Annotated in this window: 19 protein-coding genes; 9 read left to right on the top strand and 10 right to left on the bottom strand. The window is 69.2% G+C overall.

All coding sequences use genetic code 11. From position 1 onward, the window contains the following. Nucleotides 1–6 precede the first annotated feature (6 nt). The 3 genes from ACX28W_RS24330 to ACX28W_RS24320 form a co-directional block, all read right to left on the bottom strand. Nucleotides 7–531: an aromatic-ring-hydroxylating dioxygenase subunit beta gene (locus ACX28W_RS24330; RefSeq protein WP_459001435.1), complete on the bottom strand. Its 525-nt coding sequence runs from the start codon at nt 529–531 to the stop codon at nt 7–9. A 127-nt stretch (nt 532–658) separates the two neighbouring features. Then, nucleotides 659–1,834, bottom strand: coding sequence for a serine hydrolase domain-containing protein (locus ACX28W_RS24325; protein ID WP_459001521.1), 1,176 nt, complete (start codon nt 1,832–1,834; stop codon nt 659–661). Next, nucleotides 1,786–3,261 (bottom strand): multidrug effflux MFS transporter, encoded by a 1,476-nt coding sequence (locus ACX28W_RS24320; RefSeq protein WP_459001433.1) that lies wholly within the window; start codon nt 3,259–3,261, stop codon nt 1,786–1,788. Before ACX28W_RS24320 ends, ACX28W_RS24325 begins: the two co-directional genes overlap by 49 nt. A gap of 87 nt (nt 3,262–3,348) precedes the next feature. On the opposite strand from ACX28W_RS24320, the gene ACX28W_RS24315 reads away from it, so the two are divergent. Beyond that, a complete protein-coding gene (locus tag ACX28W_RS24315) occupies nt 3,349–4,365 on the top strand; it encodes a Gfo/Idh/MocA family protein (protein ID WP_459001431.1) in 1,017 nt (338 codons plus the stop codon). Between the two features lie 459 nt (nt 4,366–4,824). Here ACX28W_RS24315 and ACX28W_RS24310 read toward each other — a convergent pair whose 3' ends face one another. Further along, nucleotides 4,825–6,033 carry a D-alanyl-D-alanine carboxypeptidase family protein gene (locus ACX28W_RS24310; RefSeq protein WP_459001430.1) on the bottom strand — a complete coding sequence of 403 codons (1,209 nt, stop codon included), beginning with the start codon at nt 6,031–6,033 and terminating at the stop codon, nt 4,825–4,827. Between the two features lie 393 nt (nt 6,034–6,426). Between ACX28W_RS24310 and ACX28W_RS24305 the strand changes: the two genes are divergently transcribed. Then, nucleotides 6,427–7,899 (top strand): ABC transporter permease, encoded by a 1,473-nt coding sequence (locus ACX28W_RS24305; RefSeq protein ID WP_459001428.1) that lies wholly within the window; start codon nt 6,427–6,429, stop codon nt 7,897–7,899. 106 nt (nt 7,900–8,005) lie between these two features. Then, nucleotides 8,006–8,719, top strand: a complete 714-nt coding sequence (locus tag ACX28W_RS24300) for an ABC transporter ATP-binding protein (RefSeq protein ID WP_459001427.1) — start codon at nt 8,006–8,008, stop codon at nt 8,717–8,719. Nucleotides 8,720–8,814: 95 nt separating this feature from the next. Here the strand turns inward: ACX28W_RS24300 and ACX28W_RS24295 are convergent, their stop codons facing one another. After that, nucleotides 8,815–9,141 carry a nuclear transport factor 2 family protein gene (locus ACX28W_RS24295; protein WP_459001425.1) on the bottom strand — a complete coding sequence of 109 codons (327 nt, stop codon included), beginning with the start codon at nt 9,139–9,141 and terminating at the stop codon, nt 8,815–8,817. Nucleotides 9,142–9,292: 151 nt separating this feature from the next. Between ACX28W_RS24295 and ACX28W_RS24290 the strand changes: the two genes are divergently transcribed. Next, a complete protein-coding gene (locus ACX28W_RS24290; RefSeq protein WP_459001423.1) occupies nt 9,293–9,844 on the top strand; it encodes a DoxX family protein in 552 nt (183 codons plus the stop codon). A 121-nt stretch (nt 9,845–9,965) separates the two neighbouring features. Here ACX28W_RS24290 and ACX28W_RS24285 read toward each other — a convergent pair whose 3' ends face one another. Next, nucleotides 9,966–10,931, bottom strand: a complete 966-nt coding sequence (locus ACX28W_RS24285) for an ArsR/SmtB family transcription factor (protein ID WP_459001422.1) — start codon at nt 10,929–10,931, stop codon at nt 9,966–9,968. A 72-nt stretch (nt 10,932–11,003) separates the two neighbouring features. Between ACX28W_RS24285 and ACX28W_RS24280 the strand changes: the two genes are divergently transcribed. Beyond that, nucleotides 11,004–11,876, top strand: coding sequence for an alpha/beta fold hydrolase (locus tag ACX28W_RS24280; protein WP_459001420.1), 873 nt, complete (start codon nt 11,004–11,006; stop codon nt 11,874–11,876). Nucleotides 11,877–12,069: 193 nt separating this feature from the next. On the opposite strand, the gene ACX28W_RS24275 is transcribed toward ACX28W_RS24280, so the two are convergent. Further along, nucleotides 12,070–12,609: a hypothetical protein gene (locus ACX28W_RS24275; protein ID WP_459001418.1), complete on the bottom strand. Its 540-nt coding sequence runs from the start codon at nt 12,607–12,609 to the stop codon at nt 12,070–12,072. A 164-nt stretch (nt 12,610–12,773) separates the two neighbouring features. Between ACX28W_RS24275 and ACX28W_RS24270 the strand changes: the two genes are divergently transcribed. Then, nucleotides 12,774–13,301: a DinB family protein gene (locus ACX28W_RS24270; RefSeq protein ID WP_459001520.1), complete on the top strand. Its 528-nt coding sequence runs from the start codon at nt 12,774–12,776 to the stop codon at nt 13,299–13,301. 68 nt (nt 13,302–13,369) lie between these two features. Here the strand turns inward: ACX28W_RS24270 and ACX28W_RS24265 are convergent, their stop codons facing one another. From ACX28W_RS24265 to ACX28W_RS24255, 3 genes are all read right to left on the bottom strand, one after another. After that, nucleotides 13,370–13,657 (bottom strand): SHOCT domain-containing protein, encoded by a 288-nt coding sequence (locus ACX28W_RS24265; RefSeq protein ID WP_459001417.1) that lies wholly within the window; start codon nt 13,655–13,657, stop codon nt 13,370–13,372. Between the two features lie 403 nt (nt 13,658–14,060). Then, nucleotides 14,061–14,516, bottom strand: coding sequence for a DUF6325 family protein (locus tag ACX28W_RS24260; RefSeq protein ID WP_459001415.1), 456 nt, complete (start codon nt 14,514–14,516; stop codon nt 14,061–14,063). A 190-nt stretch (nt 14,517–14,706) separates the two neighbouring features. After that, nucleotides 14,707–15,669: a DUF389 domain-containing protein gene (locus ACX28W_RS24255; protein WP_459001414.1), complete on the bottom strand. Its 963-nt coding sequence runs from the start codon at nt 15,667–15,669 to the stop codon at nt 14,707–14,709. Nucleotides 15,670–15,798: 129 nt separating this feature from the next. Here ACX28W_RS24255 and ACX28W_RS24250 point away from each other — a divergent pair, with 129 nt between their 5' ends. The 3 genes from ACX28W_RS24250 (at nt 15,799) to ACX28W_RS24240 (ending at nt 19,979) form a co-directional block, all read left to right on the top strand. Next, a complete protein-coding gene (locus ACX28W_RS24250; RefSeq protein ID WP_459001413.1) occupies nt 15,799–16,752 on the top strand; it encodes a cyclase family protein in 954 nt (317 codons plus the stop codon). Between the two features lie 222 nt (nt 16,753–16,974). Then, on the top strand, nt 16,975–18,564 hold the full coding sequence (locus ACX28W_RS24245; protein ID WP_459001412.1) for a GMC oxidoreductase: 1,590 nt from the start codon (nt 16,975–16,977) through the stop codon (nt 18,562–18,564). Next, nucleotides 18,561–19,979, top strand: a complete 1,419-nt coding sequence (locus ACX28W_RS24240; protein WP_459001411.1) for a DUF2252 domain-containing protein — start codon at nt 18,561–18,563, stop codon at nt 19,977–19,979. Before ACX28W_RS24245 ends, ACX28W_RS24240 begins: the two co-directional genes overlap by 4 nt. Nucleotides 19,980–20,002 lie beyond the last annotated feature (23 nt).

Raw genomic sequence — 20,002 nt, 5'->3', positions numbered from 1 at the left:
TCGGAGTCAGAAGAAGATGGAAAGGTTGTGGGTCCCGATCACCGTGAGATCCAGCAGGACCTCGCGGCGGAGGAGGCGTAGCACACCGTCCTCCCTGCGCAGTTGGTCCTGCCGCTCACCGGAAAGCAGCTGCGGCTGGGTCTGCTCCTGCCGCGTGCGGTAGATCAGCAGATTGCTGCGTACGATCACCCGGTCTGCGTCCTCGGCGACCCTGATCCCGGTCACGAAGTGGCGGATACGGGACGGCGGATCCTCCGCCCAGGCGTACGGGGTCTCGTTCCGCGCCACCCGGCTCTCCAGCGATCCGTACGTCTCATCCAGGTGGAACGCCCCCTCGATGAAGCCGTTCCCGCGCGCCCGCTCCACGGTCTGCCGGATCGGCACCTGGTACACCACGTCACGGCTGACCATCGCCTCCAGCCACTCGCGTTCCCGGTAGGCGTCCAGCAGCTCAGCCTCGGTGTCCATCCACTCGACGACCTCGTTGTAAAGAGCGCTGCCCACTCTCGCCCTGACACTCGTCCCGGCCATGGAGACCCTCCCTTCCAAGATGAACACACTTTTGCATGCACTTTTGTCGACGGCAATACCCCGCAGTGAACTGCTTGTAACCGCCACGCAGGAGACGAGGGTTGACGAGAGACATAGGGGCACCCCCTCAAGCCCCCCGCACCGCCCGCGCCAGCCGCGTCCCCGCCGCCGCCCGTGGGGCGCTGTTCGCCGGGCGGCGCCTCGGGTGGACGGTGTTCGCCAGCAGCACCAGGAACGTGTCCGTCGCCGGGTCCAGCACCAGGGACGTACCCGTGAAGCCCGTATGACCGGCGGCGCCACGACAGGCGAGGTCGCCCATGAACCAGGGCTGGTCGAGGGCGAAGCCGAAGCCGGGCGGGGTGAGCATCAGTTCGACGAAATCGGGGCCGAGGATACGGGCGGGGCCGTAGGAGCCGCCCGCGAGCAGCGTCCGGCAGAAGATCGCGAGGTCGTGGGCGGTGGAGAAGAGGCCCGCGTGCCCGGCCACCCCGCCGAGCGCCCACGCGTTCTCGTCGTGCACGACCCCCCGCAGCATCCCCCGGTCCACCTTGGCCCACGGCCGCCGCTGGTCCTCCGTCGCCGCCGCGCCGGGGCAGGGGCCGAAGCCGGTCGCGGTCATACCGAGCGGCCGGGTGATCCCGTCGTGGATGAGGACGTCGAGCGTGCGGCCGGTGACGCGTTCCAGGACGCACTGGAGGAGGAGCGGGTTCAGGTCCGAGTACAGGTATGCGCCCGGTTCGGACGTGGGTGCCTCGGCACGCAGCATCGCGAGCCGTGCCCCGTCGTCCGGGCAGTCGTGCAGCGGGAGTTCGGGCCGCAGCCCGGAGGTGTGTGTGAGCAGCTGCCGTACGGTGATGTCGTGCGCGGAGGCCGCGCGGAACTCCGGCAGATACGCCCCCACCCGCGCCTCGATGCCGAGCGTGCCCCGCTCCAGCTGCTGCACCGCGGCGACCGCCGTGAACAGTTTGGTGAGGGAGGCCAGGTCGAAGGGGGTGTGCACGTTCATGGGCACGCGCGCCCCGGGCGGCAGTTCGACCCCGGTGTCGGTCTCCTCGTCGTACGACGCGTAGCGCACCGCCCAGCCCGCCGCCTCCTCGACGGCGATGACCGGGCCGCGCCCGGCGACCAGCACGACGCCCGCCGTCCAGGGGCGCGGCCCCTGCGTGAGGGCTTGGACGTCGCGTACGAGTCGGCGCAGTTCCGTGGGGTCGAGCCCGGCCCGTTCCGGTGTGCCGACGCGCAGTCTCGGTGCGCTCAGCTGTCCGCCGCCTTTCCTTCCGATGTGCTGCGTCCCGTCTGCCAGGGACGGCACAGTCCCACGAAGCAGGCGGCGGCCACCAGTACCGCGGCCAGTTGCACGACGGCCATCGGAACGGCGGTGTCCTCCCCGGCGATGCCGACGACGGGCGAGGCGATCGCGCCGATGAGGAAGGAGGAGGTGCCGAGCAGCGCCGACGCGGAGCCGGCGGCGTGCCGCACCCGCATCAGGGCCAGCGTCTGCGTGTTGGGCAGGCCGATGCCCATCGCGGACATCAGCACGAACAGGGCGGCGGCGACCGGCACGAGTCCTACGTCGCCGAAGACACCGGTGGACATCAGGAGCAGGGCGGTCGCGGCGAGGGTGACGACCGCGAGGCCGACGTCGAGGACCTTGTCGAGGCTGACCCGGCCGACCAGGAACTTGCCGTTGACCTGACCGACGATCATCAGGCCGACGGAGTTGAGTCCGAAGAGCAGGCTGAAGGTCTGCGGGGACGCGCCGTAGATCTCCTGGATCACGAACGGCGAGGCGGAGATGTAGGCGAACAGCGCGGCGAACACGAAGCCGCCCGTCAGCATGTAGCCGGTGAAGACCCGGTCGGCGAGCAGTCCTCGGATCGAGCGCAGGGCCTCGCCGACCCCGCCGCTGTGCCTCCCCCGAGCTCTCGGCTCCGCTCGACCAGGGGGCGCCCCCATGCCGGGTTCGAGGGTCTCGGGGAGCCTCGTCCAGACGACCACGGTGAGCGCGATGCCGACCACGGCGAGGACGACGAACACGCCCCGCCAGTCGGTGGCACGCAGGATCTGGCCGCCGATGAGCGGTGCGACGATCGGGGCGACGCCGGAGATCAGCATGAGGGTGGAGAAGAAGCGGGCCATCTCCACACCGTCGTAGAGGTCGCGTACGACGGCCCGCGCGATCACGATGCCGGCCGCGCCCGCGAGGCCCTGTGCGAGCCGGAAGGCGACGAGGAACTCGACGTTCGGGGCGACGGCGCACAGCGCGGTGGCCACGATGTAGACGACGAGGCCGATGAGGAGCGGGGGCCGACGGCCCCACTTGTCGCTCATCGGTCCGATGACGAGTTGGCCGAGCGCCATCCCCGCGAGGCACGCGGTCAGCGTGAGTTGGACGGTCGCGGCGGGGGCGTGCAGCGAGCGGGTGACCTCCGGCAGGGACGGGAGGTACATGTCCATGGCCAGCGGGGGCGTGGCCGTGAGCCCACCGAGGATCAGGGTGACGAGGAGACCGGTGCGGCGGAGGGTTCCGGGGTCGGGGGCTGCCGCATCGGTGCCGGTGGCGATGGCGGTGCCGGTACCGGTGGCGATTCCGGTGTCCGTAGCGATGCCGGTGTCCGTAGCGATGCCGGTGTCCGTAGCGATGCCGGTGTCGGTGTCGGCGACCGCCGTGTTCGATATGTGCCCCTCCGGGTCTTCCTGGTCCCGCGCGGTACGGCCACGCTCGGGCATGAGCCCCTCCCTCTCCGAGTAATCCGCCGCCTATGCTCTCAGTTCGAACGGGGTGTTCGGGGTTACAGAACTGAGCGAGGGGCCGGGATGACGGGCGAGCGCGAGCTGGTCGAGCGGGTGCGGTGGGGGATTCTGGCGACCGGCGGGATCGCCGCTGCGTTCACGGCGGATCTGGTGGACATGCCGGATGCCGAGGTGGTGGCCGTGGCTTCGCGAACGGACGCGTCGGCGAAGGCGTTCGCGGAGCGGTTCGGGATACCGAAGGCGTACGGGGACTGGGCGTCGCTCGCCGAGGACGCGGACGTCGATGTCGTGTACGTCGCCACTCCGCACTCGGCGCACCGGGCCGCCACCGGGATGTGTCTGGAGGCCGGGCGCCATGTGCTGTGCGAGAAGGCGTTCACGCTGAACGTGCGCGAGGCCGAGGAACTGGTCGCGCTCGCGAAGGAGCACGACCGCTTCCTGATGGAGGCCATGTGGATGTACTGCAATCCGCTGATCCGGCGGCTCAAGGGGCTTGTCGACGACGGCGTGATCGGTGAAGTCCGCACGATTCAAGCGGACTTCGGGATTTCCGGACCCTTTCCTCCGTCGCACCGGTTGCGCGACCCCGCGCAGGCCGGCGGCGCGCTCCTCGATCTCGGCGTCTATCCGGTGTCGTTCGCGCAGTTGTTGCTCGGGGAGCCCTCGGACATCACCGCGAGAGCAGTGCTCTCCGACGAGGGCGTCGATCTCCAGACGGGAGCGGTGCTCGCCTGGGAGAGCGGCGCTCTCGCTTCGGTGCACTGCTCCATCAACGGCGGCACCCCCGTCTCCGCCTCCATCACCGGCTCCGAGGGCCGCATCGACCTCCCCGACGGCTTCTTCTTCCCCGACCGCCTCGTCCTGCACCGCGACGGCCGCGACCCCGAGGAGTTCAAGGCCGAACCGGCCGACGGCCCCCGCACCAGCCTCAAGCACGAGGCCGCCGAAGTGATGCGCGCCCTGCGCGCCGGCGAGACCGAGTCCACCCTCGTCCCCCTCGACGGCAGCCTCGCCGTGATGCGGACGCTCGACGCGATACGGGACCGCATCGGCGTCCGCTACCCCGGCGAGATCAACTGAGGCCCCGTCCCAGCAAGGTCAACGACTGAGGCCGATCAATCGCTGAGCCGCTGCGGGCCCATGAATGCCGTGACTCCTCCACCCCGTAAACGGGGTGGCTTCTCGCTATGCCTGGTTGGGCGAATGTGCAGTTCGCGACGGTACCGGCGACGGCGATGCCGTACGTGGGGCGCGGCTGAGGCTGCCGCGCGCACCTCGTCAACGGCTCAACTTGCACAAACGGAAGCTGAACATCCGTACCGTTGGGGCCGATAGCTGGCTTATGCTCATTTCTCCTCCACAAGAGCTTCACACTTGGAGTGGAGGGCTTCGGTACGACCACGGTCCACACCGAGGGGGGAGGTGGCAGCCGTTCCGCGACCCGGCTGGGGGCGGACCTCGCGCGGGACCGCGAGGAAAGCACCGGATCGCGGGGCGGCTGCCCCAATATCAGCCAGTAACACCCGGCACGGCACCACGTCAGCGCCGGTGGCGGCCCTCCGAGGACTCGTCGTCCGCCACGACCACCCGCCGCCGCCTACGCATCGCCAACGCCCCGCCCGCGAACAGCGCGACCGCTCCCGCGGCCCCGCCGACCAGTCCCCACGACGAGCGGCCCCCCGCGGCGGAGGCGGGCGCACCGGCCGCGACCTTCGCCGCCTTCCGCGTGGGCGCCGGCGTCGCACTGGCGCCGCCCTCGCTCAGCGGATCGACGAGCGTGCCCACCGCCTCGGCCTTCGCCCCCGCCCCGAATCCCCAGTCGAGCAGCGCGGCCGTCTCCTCGTAGACGCCGCTGCCGCCGCTCTTCGGGTGCAGCACCGTGACAAGGAGGGTCCGCCCGCCGCGGGTCGCCGCGCCGGTGAAGGTGTTGCCCGCGTTGCTGGTGTAGCCGTTCTTCACGCCGATGAGACCGTCGTACGTCTCCACCCCCCACGCGCCCGTGAGCAGCCGGTCGGTGTTCTGGATCTGGAAGGTCTTCTTGCCGCCGGCCGGGAAGTCGGCGGTCTTCGTCGAGCAGTAGGAGCGGAAGTCGGCGTCGGCGAGGCCGTGCCGGGCGAAGAGCGTCAGGTCGTACGCGGACGACACCTGACCCTTGTGGTCGAAGCCGTCGGGGCTGACCACCTTCGTGTCCAGGGCCTGCAGATCCTCGGCCTTGGTCTGCATCTGCGCGACCGTCTCGGCGACGCCGCCGTTCATGCGGCTGAGCACGTGCACCGCGTCGTTTCCGGAGCGCAGGAAGACGCCGAGCCACAACTGCGCGACGGTGTACGTGATGCCGGCCTTGACGCCGACGAGGCTGGAGCCCGCGGGGATCCCGACGAGGTCGGCGTCGGTCACCGTGTACCGCTCGGTCCGCTCGAACTTCTCCAGCACCGTGTCCGCGAACAGCATCTTCAGCGTGGAGGCGGGCGGCAGCCGCCGGTGCGCGTGGTACGAGGCGAGCACCTGGCCGCTCTCGTGGTCGGCGACGAGCCAGGCACGGGCGGTGAGCCCCTTGGGCAGCCCCGAAGCCCCGCGCACCTGGACGCCGGCGCGGCCGAGCCGCTCACCACCGATCGTGGTGGCGGCGGACGCCGGTGCCGCCACGCTCAACGGAACGGTCGCGGCGGCGAGGCCGAGCGCGGCACGACGGGACAGCGCAGCGGCACACGGAAGGACATGCGGCGGGAGCGGGGAGGAGTCGCGCATTCCGGGACCGTACAAAGCCGGTCCGCGGAGCCGCGCGGCGGGGTCATAAAGAAAAGGCACGGCGCTCCCAAAGGAACGGCAAAGCCCGGCAGGGCACGGCCGGGCGCGGCTTTTGGGGTGGGAGAAAGGTGCGGGCCCGCACGGTACGCCCGACCGCCGTCCCACCGGAAGCTACGCACCGGGCGGGCCCGCTGTTCTTCACCAAGAGCCCACCCAACAGGCGTTTCCTGGCAGTAGCCCCTCCGGACCTTAGGAATCAGCTGTCTTATGGAATATTGATTCCGGACCCCGATTTCTCAGGCCTCACACATCTCTTACTCAGGCCGACTCAAAGGTTTCTCCATAGCTTGTGGCCGCGCCCACAGCGGGCGCCAAGAACCTTTGAGGAACGGGATGTTTGGCATCTATCTCAAGCGTGAACTGAGCCGGCGCAAGAAGGCGGCCCTGGTCATCGCCATGGGTCTGGCGCTCGGTATCGCGCTGGTCATCACCGTCAACTCGGTGTCGGCCGGCATGCAGCAGGCGCAGGACAAGGTCCTGAAGTCGCTGTACGGGCTCGGCACCGACATGACGGTGACGAAGGCCCAGACGGCGCCCACGAGCAACTCCTCGGGCAGACCTCAGTTCGACTTCGACGCCCAGTCCTCGGACGACAGCGAGACGCAGAGCTCGGACCGGGTGATGACGCAGGGCGGGCAGTCGCTGGCCTCCTCGCTCGTCGCCAAGGTCGCCTCGCAGAAGGGCGTTTCCAGCGCGGTGGGCGCGCTGAACCTGAACGTCACCAAGGTCGACGGCTCCTTCACCCAGGGCGAGGCGCAGTCCTCGACCACCCAGCAGGAGGGCGGCCAGGGCGGTCCCGGCGGCGGCACCAGCACCGGCCAGCCGCAGGTGCGGGGCGGCGGCGCTTCCTTCGACGTGAACTCGTACTCGGTCGCGGGCGTCGACATCACCGACCTGGACCTCGGTCCGCTCGCCACCTCGAAGATCACCACAGGCAAGGCGTTCACGACCTCGCAGACCGACGCGAAGGTCGCGGTGCTCAGCAAGTCGTACGCCAAGGAGAACAAGTACACGGTCGGCAAGACCGTCACGATCTCCGGCACCAAGTACAAGATCATCGGCATCGCGACGCCCGACAGCAGCGAGTCGACCACCGACGTCTATCTGCCGCTGAAGCAGGCGCAGACGCTCGGCGACTCGAAGAACAAGGTCACCACGATCTACGTCAAGGCGACCGACTCGAAGCAGATCGACACGGTCAAGGCGACCATCCAGAAGAACATCTCGGGTACGACGGTCACCACCTCCGCCGACCTCGCGGACACCGTCTCCGGCTCGCTGTCGACCGCCTCCAACCTGGCGACCAGCGTCGGCAAGTGGCTGTCCATCGCGGTGCTCGTGGCCGCGTTCCTGGTGGCCGCGCTGCTCACCTCCTCCGCCGTGTCCCGCCGGGTGCGTGAGTTCGGCACCCTCAAGGCGCTCGGCTGGCCGTCCCGCAAGGTCACCCGGCAGGTCGTCGGCGAGTCCATCGTGAACGGTCTGCTCGGCGGCGCGCTCGGCATCGCCATCGGCCTCGGCGCGGCGTACGCGGTGACGGCCATCAGCCCGAAGCTGACCGCGGAGCTCGGCTCCACCGGCGGCGGTGGCGGGATGGGCGGCGGCATGGGCGGCGGTCCCGGCGGCGGCGGTCGTGGCCAGCAGGCGGCCTCGAACACCCTGGAGATCGCGCTCTCCGCGCCGGTCTCGGTGACCACCATCGCGCTCGCGGCGGGTCTGGCCATCGCGGGCGGTCTGATCGCCGGCGCGATGGGCGGCTGGCGCGCCTCCCGGATGCGCCCGGCGGACGCGCTGCGCAGCGTCTCGTAACCCTCCCCCGAGCTGGGGCGCCGCGTCCGTTCCCCCCGGGCCGCGGCGCCCCACCCCCTTCTTCATCTGCTGCTTCTTCTTCACTTTCTTCACTTCGGAGAACCTCATGTACAAGCTCACCGGCGTCACCAAGCGCTACACACGGGGCAAGGAGACGGTCGAGGCGCTGCGTGGCATCGACCTCACCATCGAGGACGGCGACCAGCTCGTCATCCAGGGCCCCACGGGCGGCGGCAAGTCCACCCTGCTCCAGATGATCGGCGGTCTCGACCGCCCCTCCTCCGGCAGCGTCGAGCTGGACGGCGTGGACCTCGCGTCCATCAGCGAGGCCAAGCTGACCCGGCTGCGCGCCGAGAAGATCGGCATCATCTTCCAGTCGTTCAACCTCATCCCGACGCTGACCGCGCAGGAGAACGTCGAGACGGCGCTCGTACCGCTCGGTGTGAAGCCCAAGGAGCGGCGTGAGCGGGCCGCCGAGGCGCTGACCTCGGTCGGCCTCGGCGACCGTCTGGGCCACGCGCCGAGCGAGCTGTCCGGCGGCCAGCAGCAGCGCGTCGCGATCGCCCGCGCGCTGGTCAAGAAGCCGAAGGTGCTGCTCGCCGACGAGCCCACCGGCAACCTCGACGAGGGCACCCGCGACGACATCATGGGCCTGCTCGAAGGCCTGTGGCACGAGTACGGGCTGACCTTCATCATGGTCACCCACGACTCGTCCATCGCCCGTCGCGCACCGCGCCTCGCGACCATCAAGGCGGGGCGGATCACGTTGAAGGAGCAGGGGGCTCGGCGCACCGCGCCTCAGCAGTTCGTCCAGCAGTAGGGCGTCGCTGAGGACGTCGAGAGGGTGGCGACGGTCAGGCGTGACCGAGGTGACTGATGGTCAGGCGTGACCGAGGTGACCGAGGTGACTGAGGGTCAAGCCTGACCGGTCTCGAAGCGCGAGATCCTGCCGTCGCCGTCGACGGTGAAGACCCACTTCGTCTTCATCTCGCCCCAGGTGTCGTTGCTGTAGTGGGCGATAAGGGCGAGACCGCCCCGGGACTCGTTGTCGACGTCCATGTGACCGTGGGAGAAAAAGATCTCCCGCTCGGTCCAGTCGGCGAGGTCGCGGTCGGAACCGTCGTCCGACATGGTCGCGCCGGGCGCGAGGACGGCCTGGAAGGCCTCGCGGTCGTGGGCGTTCACGGCGGTGACGAAGGCCCGGACGGCCGGGTCACTGAGTTTCGTTGCCTGAATCGTCATGCCGGTCAGACTCGCACCGCGCCCCGGAGGCCGCCACCCGACCCGCCACCCGGATGGACGCGCGCGCCGGGTGCGAGGCGGCCCGGCCGGTGAGGGTGGAGGAAGCAGTTCGAAGCAATCATCAGCTCTGCCGCCTCTTCCGGGAGTCACCGTGACCTGTTACGACCGACGCGATCTGGGACTGCTGTTGCTCCGTCTGGGCACGGGCGGGGTGTTGGCCGCGCACGGGGCGCAGAAGTTGTTCGGCTGGTTCGGCGGGGCCGGGCTCGAGGGGACCGGGGCGGGCATGGAGGCCATGGGCTACGCCCCCGGGAAGGCGAGCGCGACCGCGGCGGGGCTGTCCGAGGCAGGCGGCGGCGCCCTGCTGGCGCTGGGCCTCGCGACACCCGCGGCCGGTGCGGCGGCGGCCGGTGCGATGGCGGGCGCGGCCGCGGTGCACCTGCCCAACGGGTTCTTCGCGAGCGGCGGCGGCTACGAGTACGCGGCGTCGCTGGGCCTGACGGCTGCGGGCCTCGCGGTGACGGGCCCCGGCCGACTGTCCCTGGACCATCTGCTGGGCCACACGGTGAACCGCGGCTGGATGGTCCCCGTAGCATTCGGCGTGACGGCGGCGGCCACGCTGGCCGTGGTGGGTGCGCGGAACAAGAGGGTACGGCGGGCCGCCGAGGGCGAGCAGGAGACGCTGTTCGACGAGCAGGCGTAGGGTTGCTGACGATCTTCCCTGGTTATGGTTGGTGCCCATCCGTCAGCCACGTGAGGCACGTCGTCACCGGAAGAGTTGGCTGAGGTGAGTCGTGGAGACCTCGGCACTGTGCCGAACGGCCTCAGAGGGCTGACGTGCCCAACAAGTGGGTTGCTCGTTCCGTGCGTAGGTGTAGCGCTGTGCGGCCCTGGCGCTGTGTCGACACCAGGCCCGCCCCGCGCAGCGCTCCCAGGTGTTGCGAGACCGCGCTCGGCGTGATGCCCAGGCGGCCGGCCAGGGCCGTCGTCGTCAGGGGTTCGGCCAGTGCTGTGAGCAGTGCCGTCCTCGTGTGGCCCAGCACCGGGGCGAGCCCCGTCGGTGTGGGCGGGGGTGGCTCCCACAGCAGGCCGACGCCCACGGCTGGATAGCGGATCGACGCTGCTGTGACCGGGGACTTGTCAACGCCCACGTTCGGCCAGTTGAAGACGCTGGGCAGCAGGACCAGGCCGTATCCGCCTGCGTCCACCGTGCGGACCGATTGCGGGGTGCGCCGGCCGTGGACCACCAGCTGGCCGCCGTCCCAGGCGATATCCCGGTGCAGCTCGGCGAACAGCGCCTGTACTCCACCGTCCACCAAGGTGAGCGCACGCCTGCCGACATCGGCCTCCAGCACCGCGCTCATCCGGCCCCAGTGCGGGGCGATCAGCAGCTCGTGACAGCGGTGGAGTGCTCCCGCGAGCCGCGGCAGCACCGTCGCCGGCTCGGGGGCCTCCTCGCGTGGTATGCCCAGGACCGCGCTGTACTCCCGCCGGAAGAAAGACTCTCCTGTGGACCGCAGCAGGTCCAGTTCCGTCGCCATCGACGGAAGCCGCTTCTGCGGCACCGGGAACAGGAATGACGGGAGTGGCCCGGCGATGAGCGTCCGCAGCAGCGGTAGCTCGTGCTCGCCCGCGAGCAGCGGCCGAGCCCTGCGCACCCACGGCTCATGCACCGCGTGCCCGCCCGTGCCGAGCAGGATCCGCAGTGCCAGCACCGTTTCGCCCAGCGGCGAGACGGCGAACCGCACCTTCGCGACCGAGGCCGCGGTGAATCTGATCTCGACCGCCATCCGTGCCGCCTCATCATGTAGCTGTGGCTAAACGATAGGCGGACGCCTGTTGCTACCCCCAGGCTGCCTGCCATGGAATTCTTCACGTCGTACGACGGAACCAAGCTCGCCTACGACCTGGTCGGGGACGGCCCCTCCGTGGTCTGCCTGCCCGGGGGACCGATGCAGGCCTCCGCCTATCTCGGCGACCTCGGTGGACTGTCCGCGCACCATCAGTTGGTCATGCTGGATCTTCGGGGCACAGGGCAGTCTGCACAGCCGAAGGACGCCGACACTTTCCGCTGCGACCAGCTCGTTGATGACGTGGAAGCCCTGCGCGAGCACCTCGGCCTCGACCGGATGGACCTGCTCGGGCATTCAGCCGGCGCGAGTCTGGCGGCGCTGTACGCGAGCCGCCACCCGGAACGCGTCAGTAGGCTCGCGCTGATCACGCCGAGCGTCATGGCTGTCGGCGTGACGATCACCGGCGATGACCGACTCGAGACGGCGAGGCTCCGCCGGGACGAGCCGTGGTTCCGTGCCGCGTTCGCGGCCCTGGAAGCAATCGTCGCAGGGAAGGCGACTCCCGACTCCTGGCAGGCAATCGCACCGTTCTACTACGGCCGCTGGGACGAGACGGCCCGAGCCCATCGAGCCGCCGAGGACGGGCAGAAGAACACGGAAGCCGCGACACTCTTCGTCGCCGACGGCGCCTTTGACCCGGATGCCACCCGGACGGCACTCGCACTGTTCACGTCTCCGGTGCTGCTGCTCGCCGGGGAGGCCGATCTGGCAGCCCCTCCTCGCGCGATGGCTGAGTTCACCGAGTTGTTTCCGAATGCCGAGCTGGTCGTTCAACCCGGAACCGCACACTTCCCGTGGCTCGACGACGCGGATCGGTTCGTGGCGACCACCGTGGCTTTCCTGAGAAAGGCAACCACCCGTCGCCGTACCCTCAGCCGCTAAGGACCCTCAGCGGACCGGGCCCTGCTCATCGTTGAGGAAGTCAGGAGTTCCCAAGAACACGTCGGCGGTCACCGGTCCGTAGGCGATAGTGAAGCCCGACCAGGGCAGCATTCCTGCGCGCGGCGCTCTGCCCACCTCAGGACCGCTTGGTCCACGACGTCCGTACCCACTGCACGGTGGTCTCCAAGCCGACTCACTCCCCGCTCAGCTCCTCGACGATCTCGCTGTAGTAGCGGCGCCGATGGGCCAGCGTTCGGTCGACCTCCTCGTCTGTGACCTGGGAGATCTTCCCCAGGTGACCCAGAAGGTTGTCCCGCTGGGGATGGTGAGAGTCGTTGACGTACTCCGTGGTGACGGCCACCCCCGCGGCGAGCAGCAGGTGGTGGGGAAGGCCGCACCAGGTGTCGAAACTCCGGCAGATGGCTTCCCACAGGAGCCAGACGTCCTCGACACGGCGTTCTTCGGCGACCCGCAGGGCAGCGAGTTCGATGCTGTGGCTGAATCCCCAGGAGTGCCCATGCCGCTGTGTCTCCTGGATCAGCAGGAACCGGGCGAAGTTCCCGTCTTCCTGGCAAGGTTCCCGGACCAGGGCTTCGAGGACCTGCTCCCTGTCCTCCCAGCGGGCGTCGACGGGCAGCCCATCCTCAGCGTGCCGCCCGTCGAACTCCAGAAGTTCCCATCGTTCCGGGTCCCCGCGCCACCAGGCCAGATCAGGTATCGCGGGACGGCTCACTGGCGCGACTTCCGTTCGGGAGAGTTGGCGTCATTGCACGCGTGCGTGGTCGGTGTCGTAAGGAGAGCAACAGCTTCGCATGGATGCTGGAATTCGAGGACGGCCTGGCCGCGCTGCCATTCTGCCTGCTTGAACCCTCCCAGATGGCGGTGCAGGGTGGATCCATGACATGGACAGCACCACAGGTCGAGCGCACCAAGCAGCTAGGTGGCCTGGGTACCGTAACTGAGCGTCAGATGTTGGAGGGTTGGCTGAGCTGGCACCGGGAAACGTTGCTGGCCAAGTGCGCCGGGCTTGAGCCGGCCCAATTGGCGCGGACGGCCGTAGAGCCGTCGAACCTCACCCTTCTTGGCCTGGTCCGGCACATGGCGGAGGTAGAGCGATGGTGGTTCCGGCGAAGCTTCGCAGGTGAGGCTATCGGCGATGTCTTCACCGGCCCGTCAGACGGCAATGAGGGACTCGACGGAGTTCACGCAGCCGATGCGAAAAGGGACTTCGGATTGTTCCAGATCGAGGTCAAAGCGTGCGACGCGGCGGCGGCCGGGCACGACCTCGACGAGACCTTCATGTCCTCTCGCGGAGTTCCCCTCAGCCTGCGCTGGGTCTACGTGTTGATGATCCAGGAGTACGCCCGCCACAACGGCCACGCCGACTTCCTACGGGAGCGGACCGACGGGGCAACGGGTGACTGAGCTTCTTCCTCAGACCGTTCCGTCAGCAGGTGCCCGGGAGAAGGGGCGGGGGCCTCGACAAGGGGCGGTCAGGAGCTGAGGATCCTGCGCTTCTGCTCGTCGAATTCGGCCTCGGTGAGGACGCCTTGGGCTTTGAGTTCCCCGAGTTGCTTCAGCTGATCGATCTTGCTGGTCATGTCGTCGGTCGGCGAAGCGGGAGGGGGAGGTGCTGCCGCGGGCGCCGGCTGCGGCGGGGCCTCCTGGTACTCCTGCTGGGCCCATCGCCCTTGCTGACGGCGTGACACACGGTTCGACACGGCGGTCGCCGTACCCGCCACAGCGGCTGTGCGGGCGACCCCGCGGAGGAGACCTGGCACGGCGGTTTCCCTTCTCGCGGAAGGCATGCGAAACAAACAGCTAAACAGCTCCTGAATCCGATGTGCGATTCGGCGCATCCGACCATTCCATTGGAGCACCGTATGAATGCCGTCGCACATCGGCCTGGGAGCTGCCTCGATCACCCCCCGGCCCGCTGACAGGTCAGGCATTCCGCGGGGTGCCATCCACCCGAGAAAGCCCCGTTCAGTCCGAGGCCCACGAGCACCTGGTCTTCCGTCACCGCGCTGCCTCCCGCACTCCCGGACCGCGGCCGCAGGGGCCAGGACCGTCTGCCTCGCGGCGCGGATGTCGCAGAGCGTCGTGCCGGACCGCCCGGAGTGCCTGTCCACCCGCCGTGCCGGAACTTCTACGGTGGCGGAATTTCTCCGGTGCCGGAGCCTTCTACGGTGCCGTCGGCCGGGCGGCCTCCGTCGCGTCCAGCGCGGCCAGGACGTCAGGCGCCGGAATCCGTCCGGAGGCGACCAGTTGAGCACCGCCGCGTCGCAGGGCGGTGGCGAAGGGCGCGGCCCACAGGTTCTCGTAGACCAGGATTCCGGCGGAGCTGCCGGGCTCCAGGGCGGTGCTCGCCTCCTCGATGTCGTCCTGGCCGAGCAGGCCGGAGGACGCACCCTCGAAGACGGCCAGGTCCAGCGCTCCGTCGCCGGTGAGGTCGGCGATTTCCAGGCCGACCACGGATCCGTCCTCCTCCTTTCTGACGAACATCAGATCGAGGATCCTGATGAGGCCGCGGTCCACCAGATCGACCAGCAAAGGAAATCCCTCGCCGGTCATTCGGTTACCGGGAAACTCGACGACCACATAGTCGATCGGCCCCATCTCGACGAATTCATCGCTCACGGCTTCACCCCTGATCGGTCGCGGAATTCCCACTGTTCCCCGGCTGCCGATGCATCATCAGCTGTGCATCATCACCCCGCGTCATCACCCCGCGTCATCCCCCTCGCCATCACCCTCGCCATCACCCCTCATCATCACCCCGAATTCCATTGCATCATCGGACGGAAGCAGCCGCACTTCGGTGCGGTATTCACGCAGGCCTTCCGACCTCGCGCTCGTGCCGGCGTTTGCTCACCCGCCGCCAGATCGCCCGCTGGCACTTGAGCGTGCCGGTCCCGACCACGATCAGTACGACGATGTTGAGCAGCAGCTGGAACAGGGACCCCCTGGCCTCGGCCCAGCTGGCGAACGCGCACGAGACGCCGATGTCGGCCGCCGCCGGAATGGTGGTCACCGAGATGAAGACGCCGAGCAGCGCGCTCGTCCGGGCCTCGGCCAGCGAGACGATGCCGACGACCCCGGCCAGCACCGCCACCACGGCCGAGAAGAAGTTGGGGGTGTCGATCAGATTCGAGACGGGCCGCAGCCCCAGCTCGAAGGCCGTCGGCTGCAGCCCGAAACCCCGGACGAGCAGGGCGAAGAGGAAGGTCGCGACGACGGCCAGCAGGAAGCCCACGAGCAGGGCCATGAGGCCCTGCCGGATTCTCGGCCGGGAACGGTGGTCGATCCCGAGGGCGACGCTGGTGATGGCGCCGTACTCGGGTCCCACCACCATGGCCGCGACGATGAGGATCTGGGAGTTGGTGATGATGCCCACCGCGCCGATGAGTCCGGCGATGACCAGGAAGAGGTAGAAGCTCGGGGGGTACCTGCCCTCGGCCCGGATCCGGGCCTCCACCTGTTCCCACACCGGCGCGCGCAGCCGGGCCCCGAGTTCCTCGGCCCCGGTCCTGGCCGCGCGCTCCGAGAACACCATGTCCACGGGCTCGAGGACGATGGAGCCGTGGTGTTCCAGTCCCAGGTCCCGCAGCCCGCGCAGCACCTCGTTCGCGGCTCCGGTCAGCACGTCGCACTCGATGGCGGCGCCGTCGGGGTTGCGTACGCGGCCCGGCTGCAGGAGCAGGTTCAGGACGCACGGCTCGGCACTCAGCAGGGCCATGGTGGGCTCCGTGAGGTCCGGCGGGCACACCGCGCGGACATGAATCATGTCCATCCGGACCTCCGCGTACCGTTGCCGTGCACCAGGCCATGGCCTGGGCAGGTCGCTCATCCATTAACGCGGCGGTGCCTGGGCCGGGCAACTCGGCGTGCCGGAATCCGACACCTGCCGGATGGTGGGGACATGTGGACGCCCGACGAGTTGAGCGAGGCCGAATTCCGGTTGAGCGAGGCCGAATTCCGGTCGCTCTACCGGCGCCTGCGCCGCATATCCCCCGGCGGCGCCACGAGCCGGGGCGCCCTGGACACGATCACCGAGGAACAGGTGCTGGCGGCCCTTCTCGAGGTCCGGTCGGGACGCACCGTGTCGCTGGCCGCCCCCGTGAACACCCGTGCCGGACCTGACGACGCCGATCCGGCCGAGCACCGGCTCACCGCTCCGGCCGATGGCCGACCGGGCCCCAGCGGCCTGGAATTCGCGCGGGACCGCTTCGCGATGAACATTCACAGCGATGTGGACAGTCACATCGACGCGCTGTGCCATGTCATCTACGACGGCACGCTGCACGGCGGCATCCCGGCGGCGGACGTGCTGTCGCCGGACGGAGCGAGCGCCCTGTCCGTCGATCTGGCCCGCGACGGCATCGTGGGACGCGGGGTCCTCCTCGACATCCCCCGGCTGCATGGCGTGTCCTGGCTCGAACCCGGGGCGAACGTGATGGCCGAGGACCTCGCCGCCGCCGCGGCACGGCAGGAGATACGGGTCCGCCGGGGCGACATCCTCCTCGTACGGGTCGGACACCGCCGGCGCCGCGAGGAACTGGGCCCCTGGGACACGGCCGCCGCTCGTGCCGGGCTCCATCCGACCGCCATGGAGTACCTCGCCGAGCGCGAGGTGGCCGTCCTGGGCAGTGACGGCAACAACGACACGGCCCCCAGCGCGGTGCGGGGGGTCGCGTTCCCGGTGCATGTACTCGCCATCCACGCGATGGGACTGCATCTGCTCGACTACCTGCGGTTCGAGGATCTCGCGCCGATCTGCGCGCGGGAGGGCCGCTGGTCGTTTCTCTGTGTGATCGCCCCCCTCCGGCTGCCCGCGGCCACCGGCTCCCCCGTCAATCCCCTCGCGATCCTGTGACCCGGCGGCGCCACGCCGCTCCGCCGCCCCGGTTCACCCGACCGGCCCAACTCGCCGGAAACATCGCCCGGAGATACGTTGGTGGTCGGGGCTGATGCCCCCCCATCAATTCCCCTTCGCTTCCCTTCTTTTCCCCTTCGCTTCCCTTCATTTCCCCTTCGCTTCCCTTCATTTCCCCTTCACCCGACAGGACCGGACCGTGTTCCAAGGACGGTGGCCGGCATGACCGACGCGCAGCACTACGACGTCATCATCATTGGCACCGGTGCGGGGGGTGGCACGATCGCCCACCGACTGGCGTCCACGGGAAAACGCATACTCCTTCTCGAACGCGGCGGATATCTCCCCCGCGAACGCGACAACTGGGATTCCACCGCGGTCTTCGTCAAAGGGAAGTACCGCGCTCCTGAGTTCTGGTTCGACAAACACGGAAACCAGTTCCCGCCCGAGGTCAATTACTACGTGGGCGGCAACACCAAGTTCTACGGCGCCGCACTCTTCCGTATGCGCCCCGAGGACTTCGGCGAACTCCGCCACCACGACGGCGTCTCCCCCGCCTGGCCCCTGAGCTATGAGGAACTCGAGCCCTACTACACACAGGCCGAACACCTCTACCTCGTCCACGGCCGGCACGGCGAGGACCCGACCGAGGGACCCACCAGCGCCCAGTACGCCTACCCGCCGGTCCAGCACGAGCCGCGCATCCAGCAGCTCAGCCACGACCTGGAGAAGCAGGGGCTGCACCCCTTCCACCTCCCGATCGGGGTGAACCTCACCCAGGACGACCGGGGCAGGCCCGTACACACCAGCGCCTGCATCCGCTGCGACCGCGTCGACGGCTTCCCCTGCCTGGTCGGCGCGAAGTCCGACGCGCAGGTCATCTGCGTCGACCCGGCTCTCGAACACGCCAACGTCGAGATGGTCACCCATGCGGACGTGCGGCGACTCCGGACGGATGCGACCGGCCGCAGCGTCACCTCGGTCGTCGCGACGGTGGGAGAGGATCCGGACGGTACGACCGTGGAGTTCAGCGCGGACATCGTCATCGTCGCCTGCGGCGCCGTCAACTCCGCCGTACTGCTGCTGCGTTCGGCCGATGACCGGCATCCGCAGGGCCTGGCCAACAGCTCGGACGTGGTGGGCCGGCACTACATGCGGCACAACAACCTGGCGCTGATGGCCGTGTCCAGGGAACCGAACGACACCAGTTTCCAGAAGACCCTGGCGCTGCACGACTGGTATCTGGGATCCGACGACTGGGACTATCCCCTCGGCGGCATCCAGATGCTCGGCAAGTCCGACTCCGCACAGATCCACGGTGAGGCGCCCCGCTGGGCCGGGGCCGTCACTCCCGACATGCCGTTCGAGGTACTCGCCCACCACGCGGTCGACTTCTGGCTGTGCGGAGAGGACCTGCCCGTAGCCGACAACCGGGTCACCCTGGACCAGGACGACGGCATCCACCTGGCCCTCGACGAGAAGAACAACATCGCCGGGCTGAAACGCCTGCGGCACAAACTGCAGGGCATGCTCGGCCACTTGGGCATGCACGAACACCATCTGCTGTCGCACAGCATCTACCTGCACAAGGGCATGCCCATCGGCGCCACCGCCCATCAGGCGGGCACGGTCCGCTTCGGCCATGACCCCGCCGATTCCGCCCTCGACGTCAACTGCAAGGCCCATGACCTCGACAACCTGTACGTGGTCGACACGAGCTTCTTTCCGAGCATCGGAGCAGTCAATCCCTCGCTGACCGCCATCGCCAACGCCCTGCGCGTCGGCGACCACATCGCGGAGCGACTGCAATGACCCCCAGCAACCCGGCCGACGACGACACCCGGCACCGTACGCCGCAGGAGCGCGCCGCACTCGGCAAGGCCGCCCGGTCGGCCGTACCCCGCTCCAGCCACGCCGAGTTCGCTCCCTCGGAGAAACGGCCCGACCCGGTGGACATCGTCGAGGCGCAGTCGGCGACGCGGGTGCCCGAGCTCGTACCGATCCGCTACGGCAGGATGACCGAGTCACCGTTCCGCTTCTATCGGGGGGCCGCCGCCATCATGGCCGGGGATCTCGCCGACACCCCCCGGTCCGGGATCAGAACGCAGCTGTGCGGCGACGCGCACCTGCTGAACTTCCGGCTGCTGGCCTCGCCCGAGCGCCGCATGATGTTCGACATCAACGACTTCGACGAGACGCTGCCCGGCCCGTGGGAGTGGGACGTCAAGCGGCTGTCCGCCAGTTTCGTCATCGCGGGCCGGGCGAACGGCTTCAGCACCAAGGAGCGGGCCGACATCGTGCAGGCGACGGTGCGGTCCTACCGCGAGTGGATACGGAGTTTCGCCGGGATGGGCCATCTTGCCGTGTGGTACTCCCAGTTCGACGAGGAGTGGGTGTGGTCCCACTTCGTCGAGGACGTGAGCGCGCGGGCCCGCCGCCGCTGGACGCAGTCGGTGGCGAAGGCACATACCCGGGACAGTCTCCAGGCCTTCGACAAGCTCACCCACATCGTCGACGGAGCGGTCCGCATCGCACCGGACCCACCGCTGATCACCCCACTCCAGGATCTGCTTCGGGATGTCGAACGCGGCGCCCTGGAGAAGCAGATCCGCCGCATGATCGAACGCTACGGACAGACCCTGCAGTCGGACCGGCGGTTCCTGCTGAAGCAGTACCGGTTCGCCGACGTGGCCCGCAAGGTGGTCGGGGTCGGCAGCGTGGGCACCCGCTGCTGGATCGTGCTCCTGCTCGGCCGGGACGACAGGGATCCGCTGCTCTTGCAGGCCAAGGAGGCCGACCAGTCGGTGCTGGCGCCCCACGCCGGCGCGAGCGGCTACCGGACGCAGGGCGAACGCGTGGTCTCCGGCCAACGGCTCATGCAGGCCACCAGCGACATCTTCCTGGGCTGGGAGCGGATCGACGGTATCGACGGCCGCCGACGGGACTTCTACGTACGGCAGTTGCGGGACTGGAAGGGCATCGCCGAGCCCGAGACGATGGTGCCGACCGGAATGCGGGCCTTCGGTGAGCTGTGCGGCGCCACGCTGGCCCGCGCGCACGCGAGGTCGGGCGACCGGATCGCCATCGCCGCGTACCTGGGCAAGGGTGACGTCTTCGACCGGGCGCTGGTGACGTTCGCCGAGCTCTACGCCGACCAGAACGAGAAGGACCACCGGGCACTCGTCGAGGCCGCCCGTACGGGGCGGGTGACGGCCGAAGCGGCCTGACAGGGAGACCGGTCCGGACGCCT

This window comes from Streptomyces sp. SD15 (genome assembly GCF_054462255.1).
Note: the sequence above shows the minus strand (reverse complement) of the source record. Positions and strands in the feature narration are given on the sequence as shown.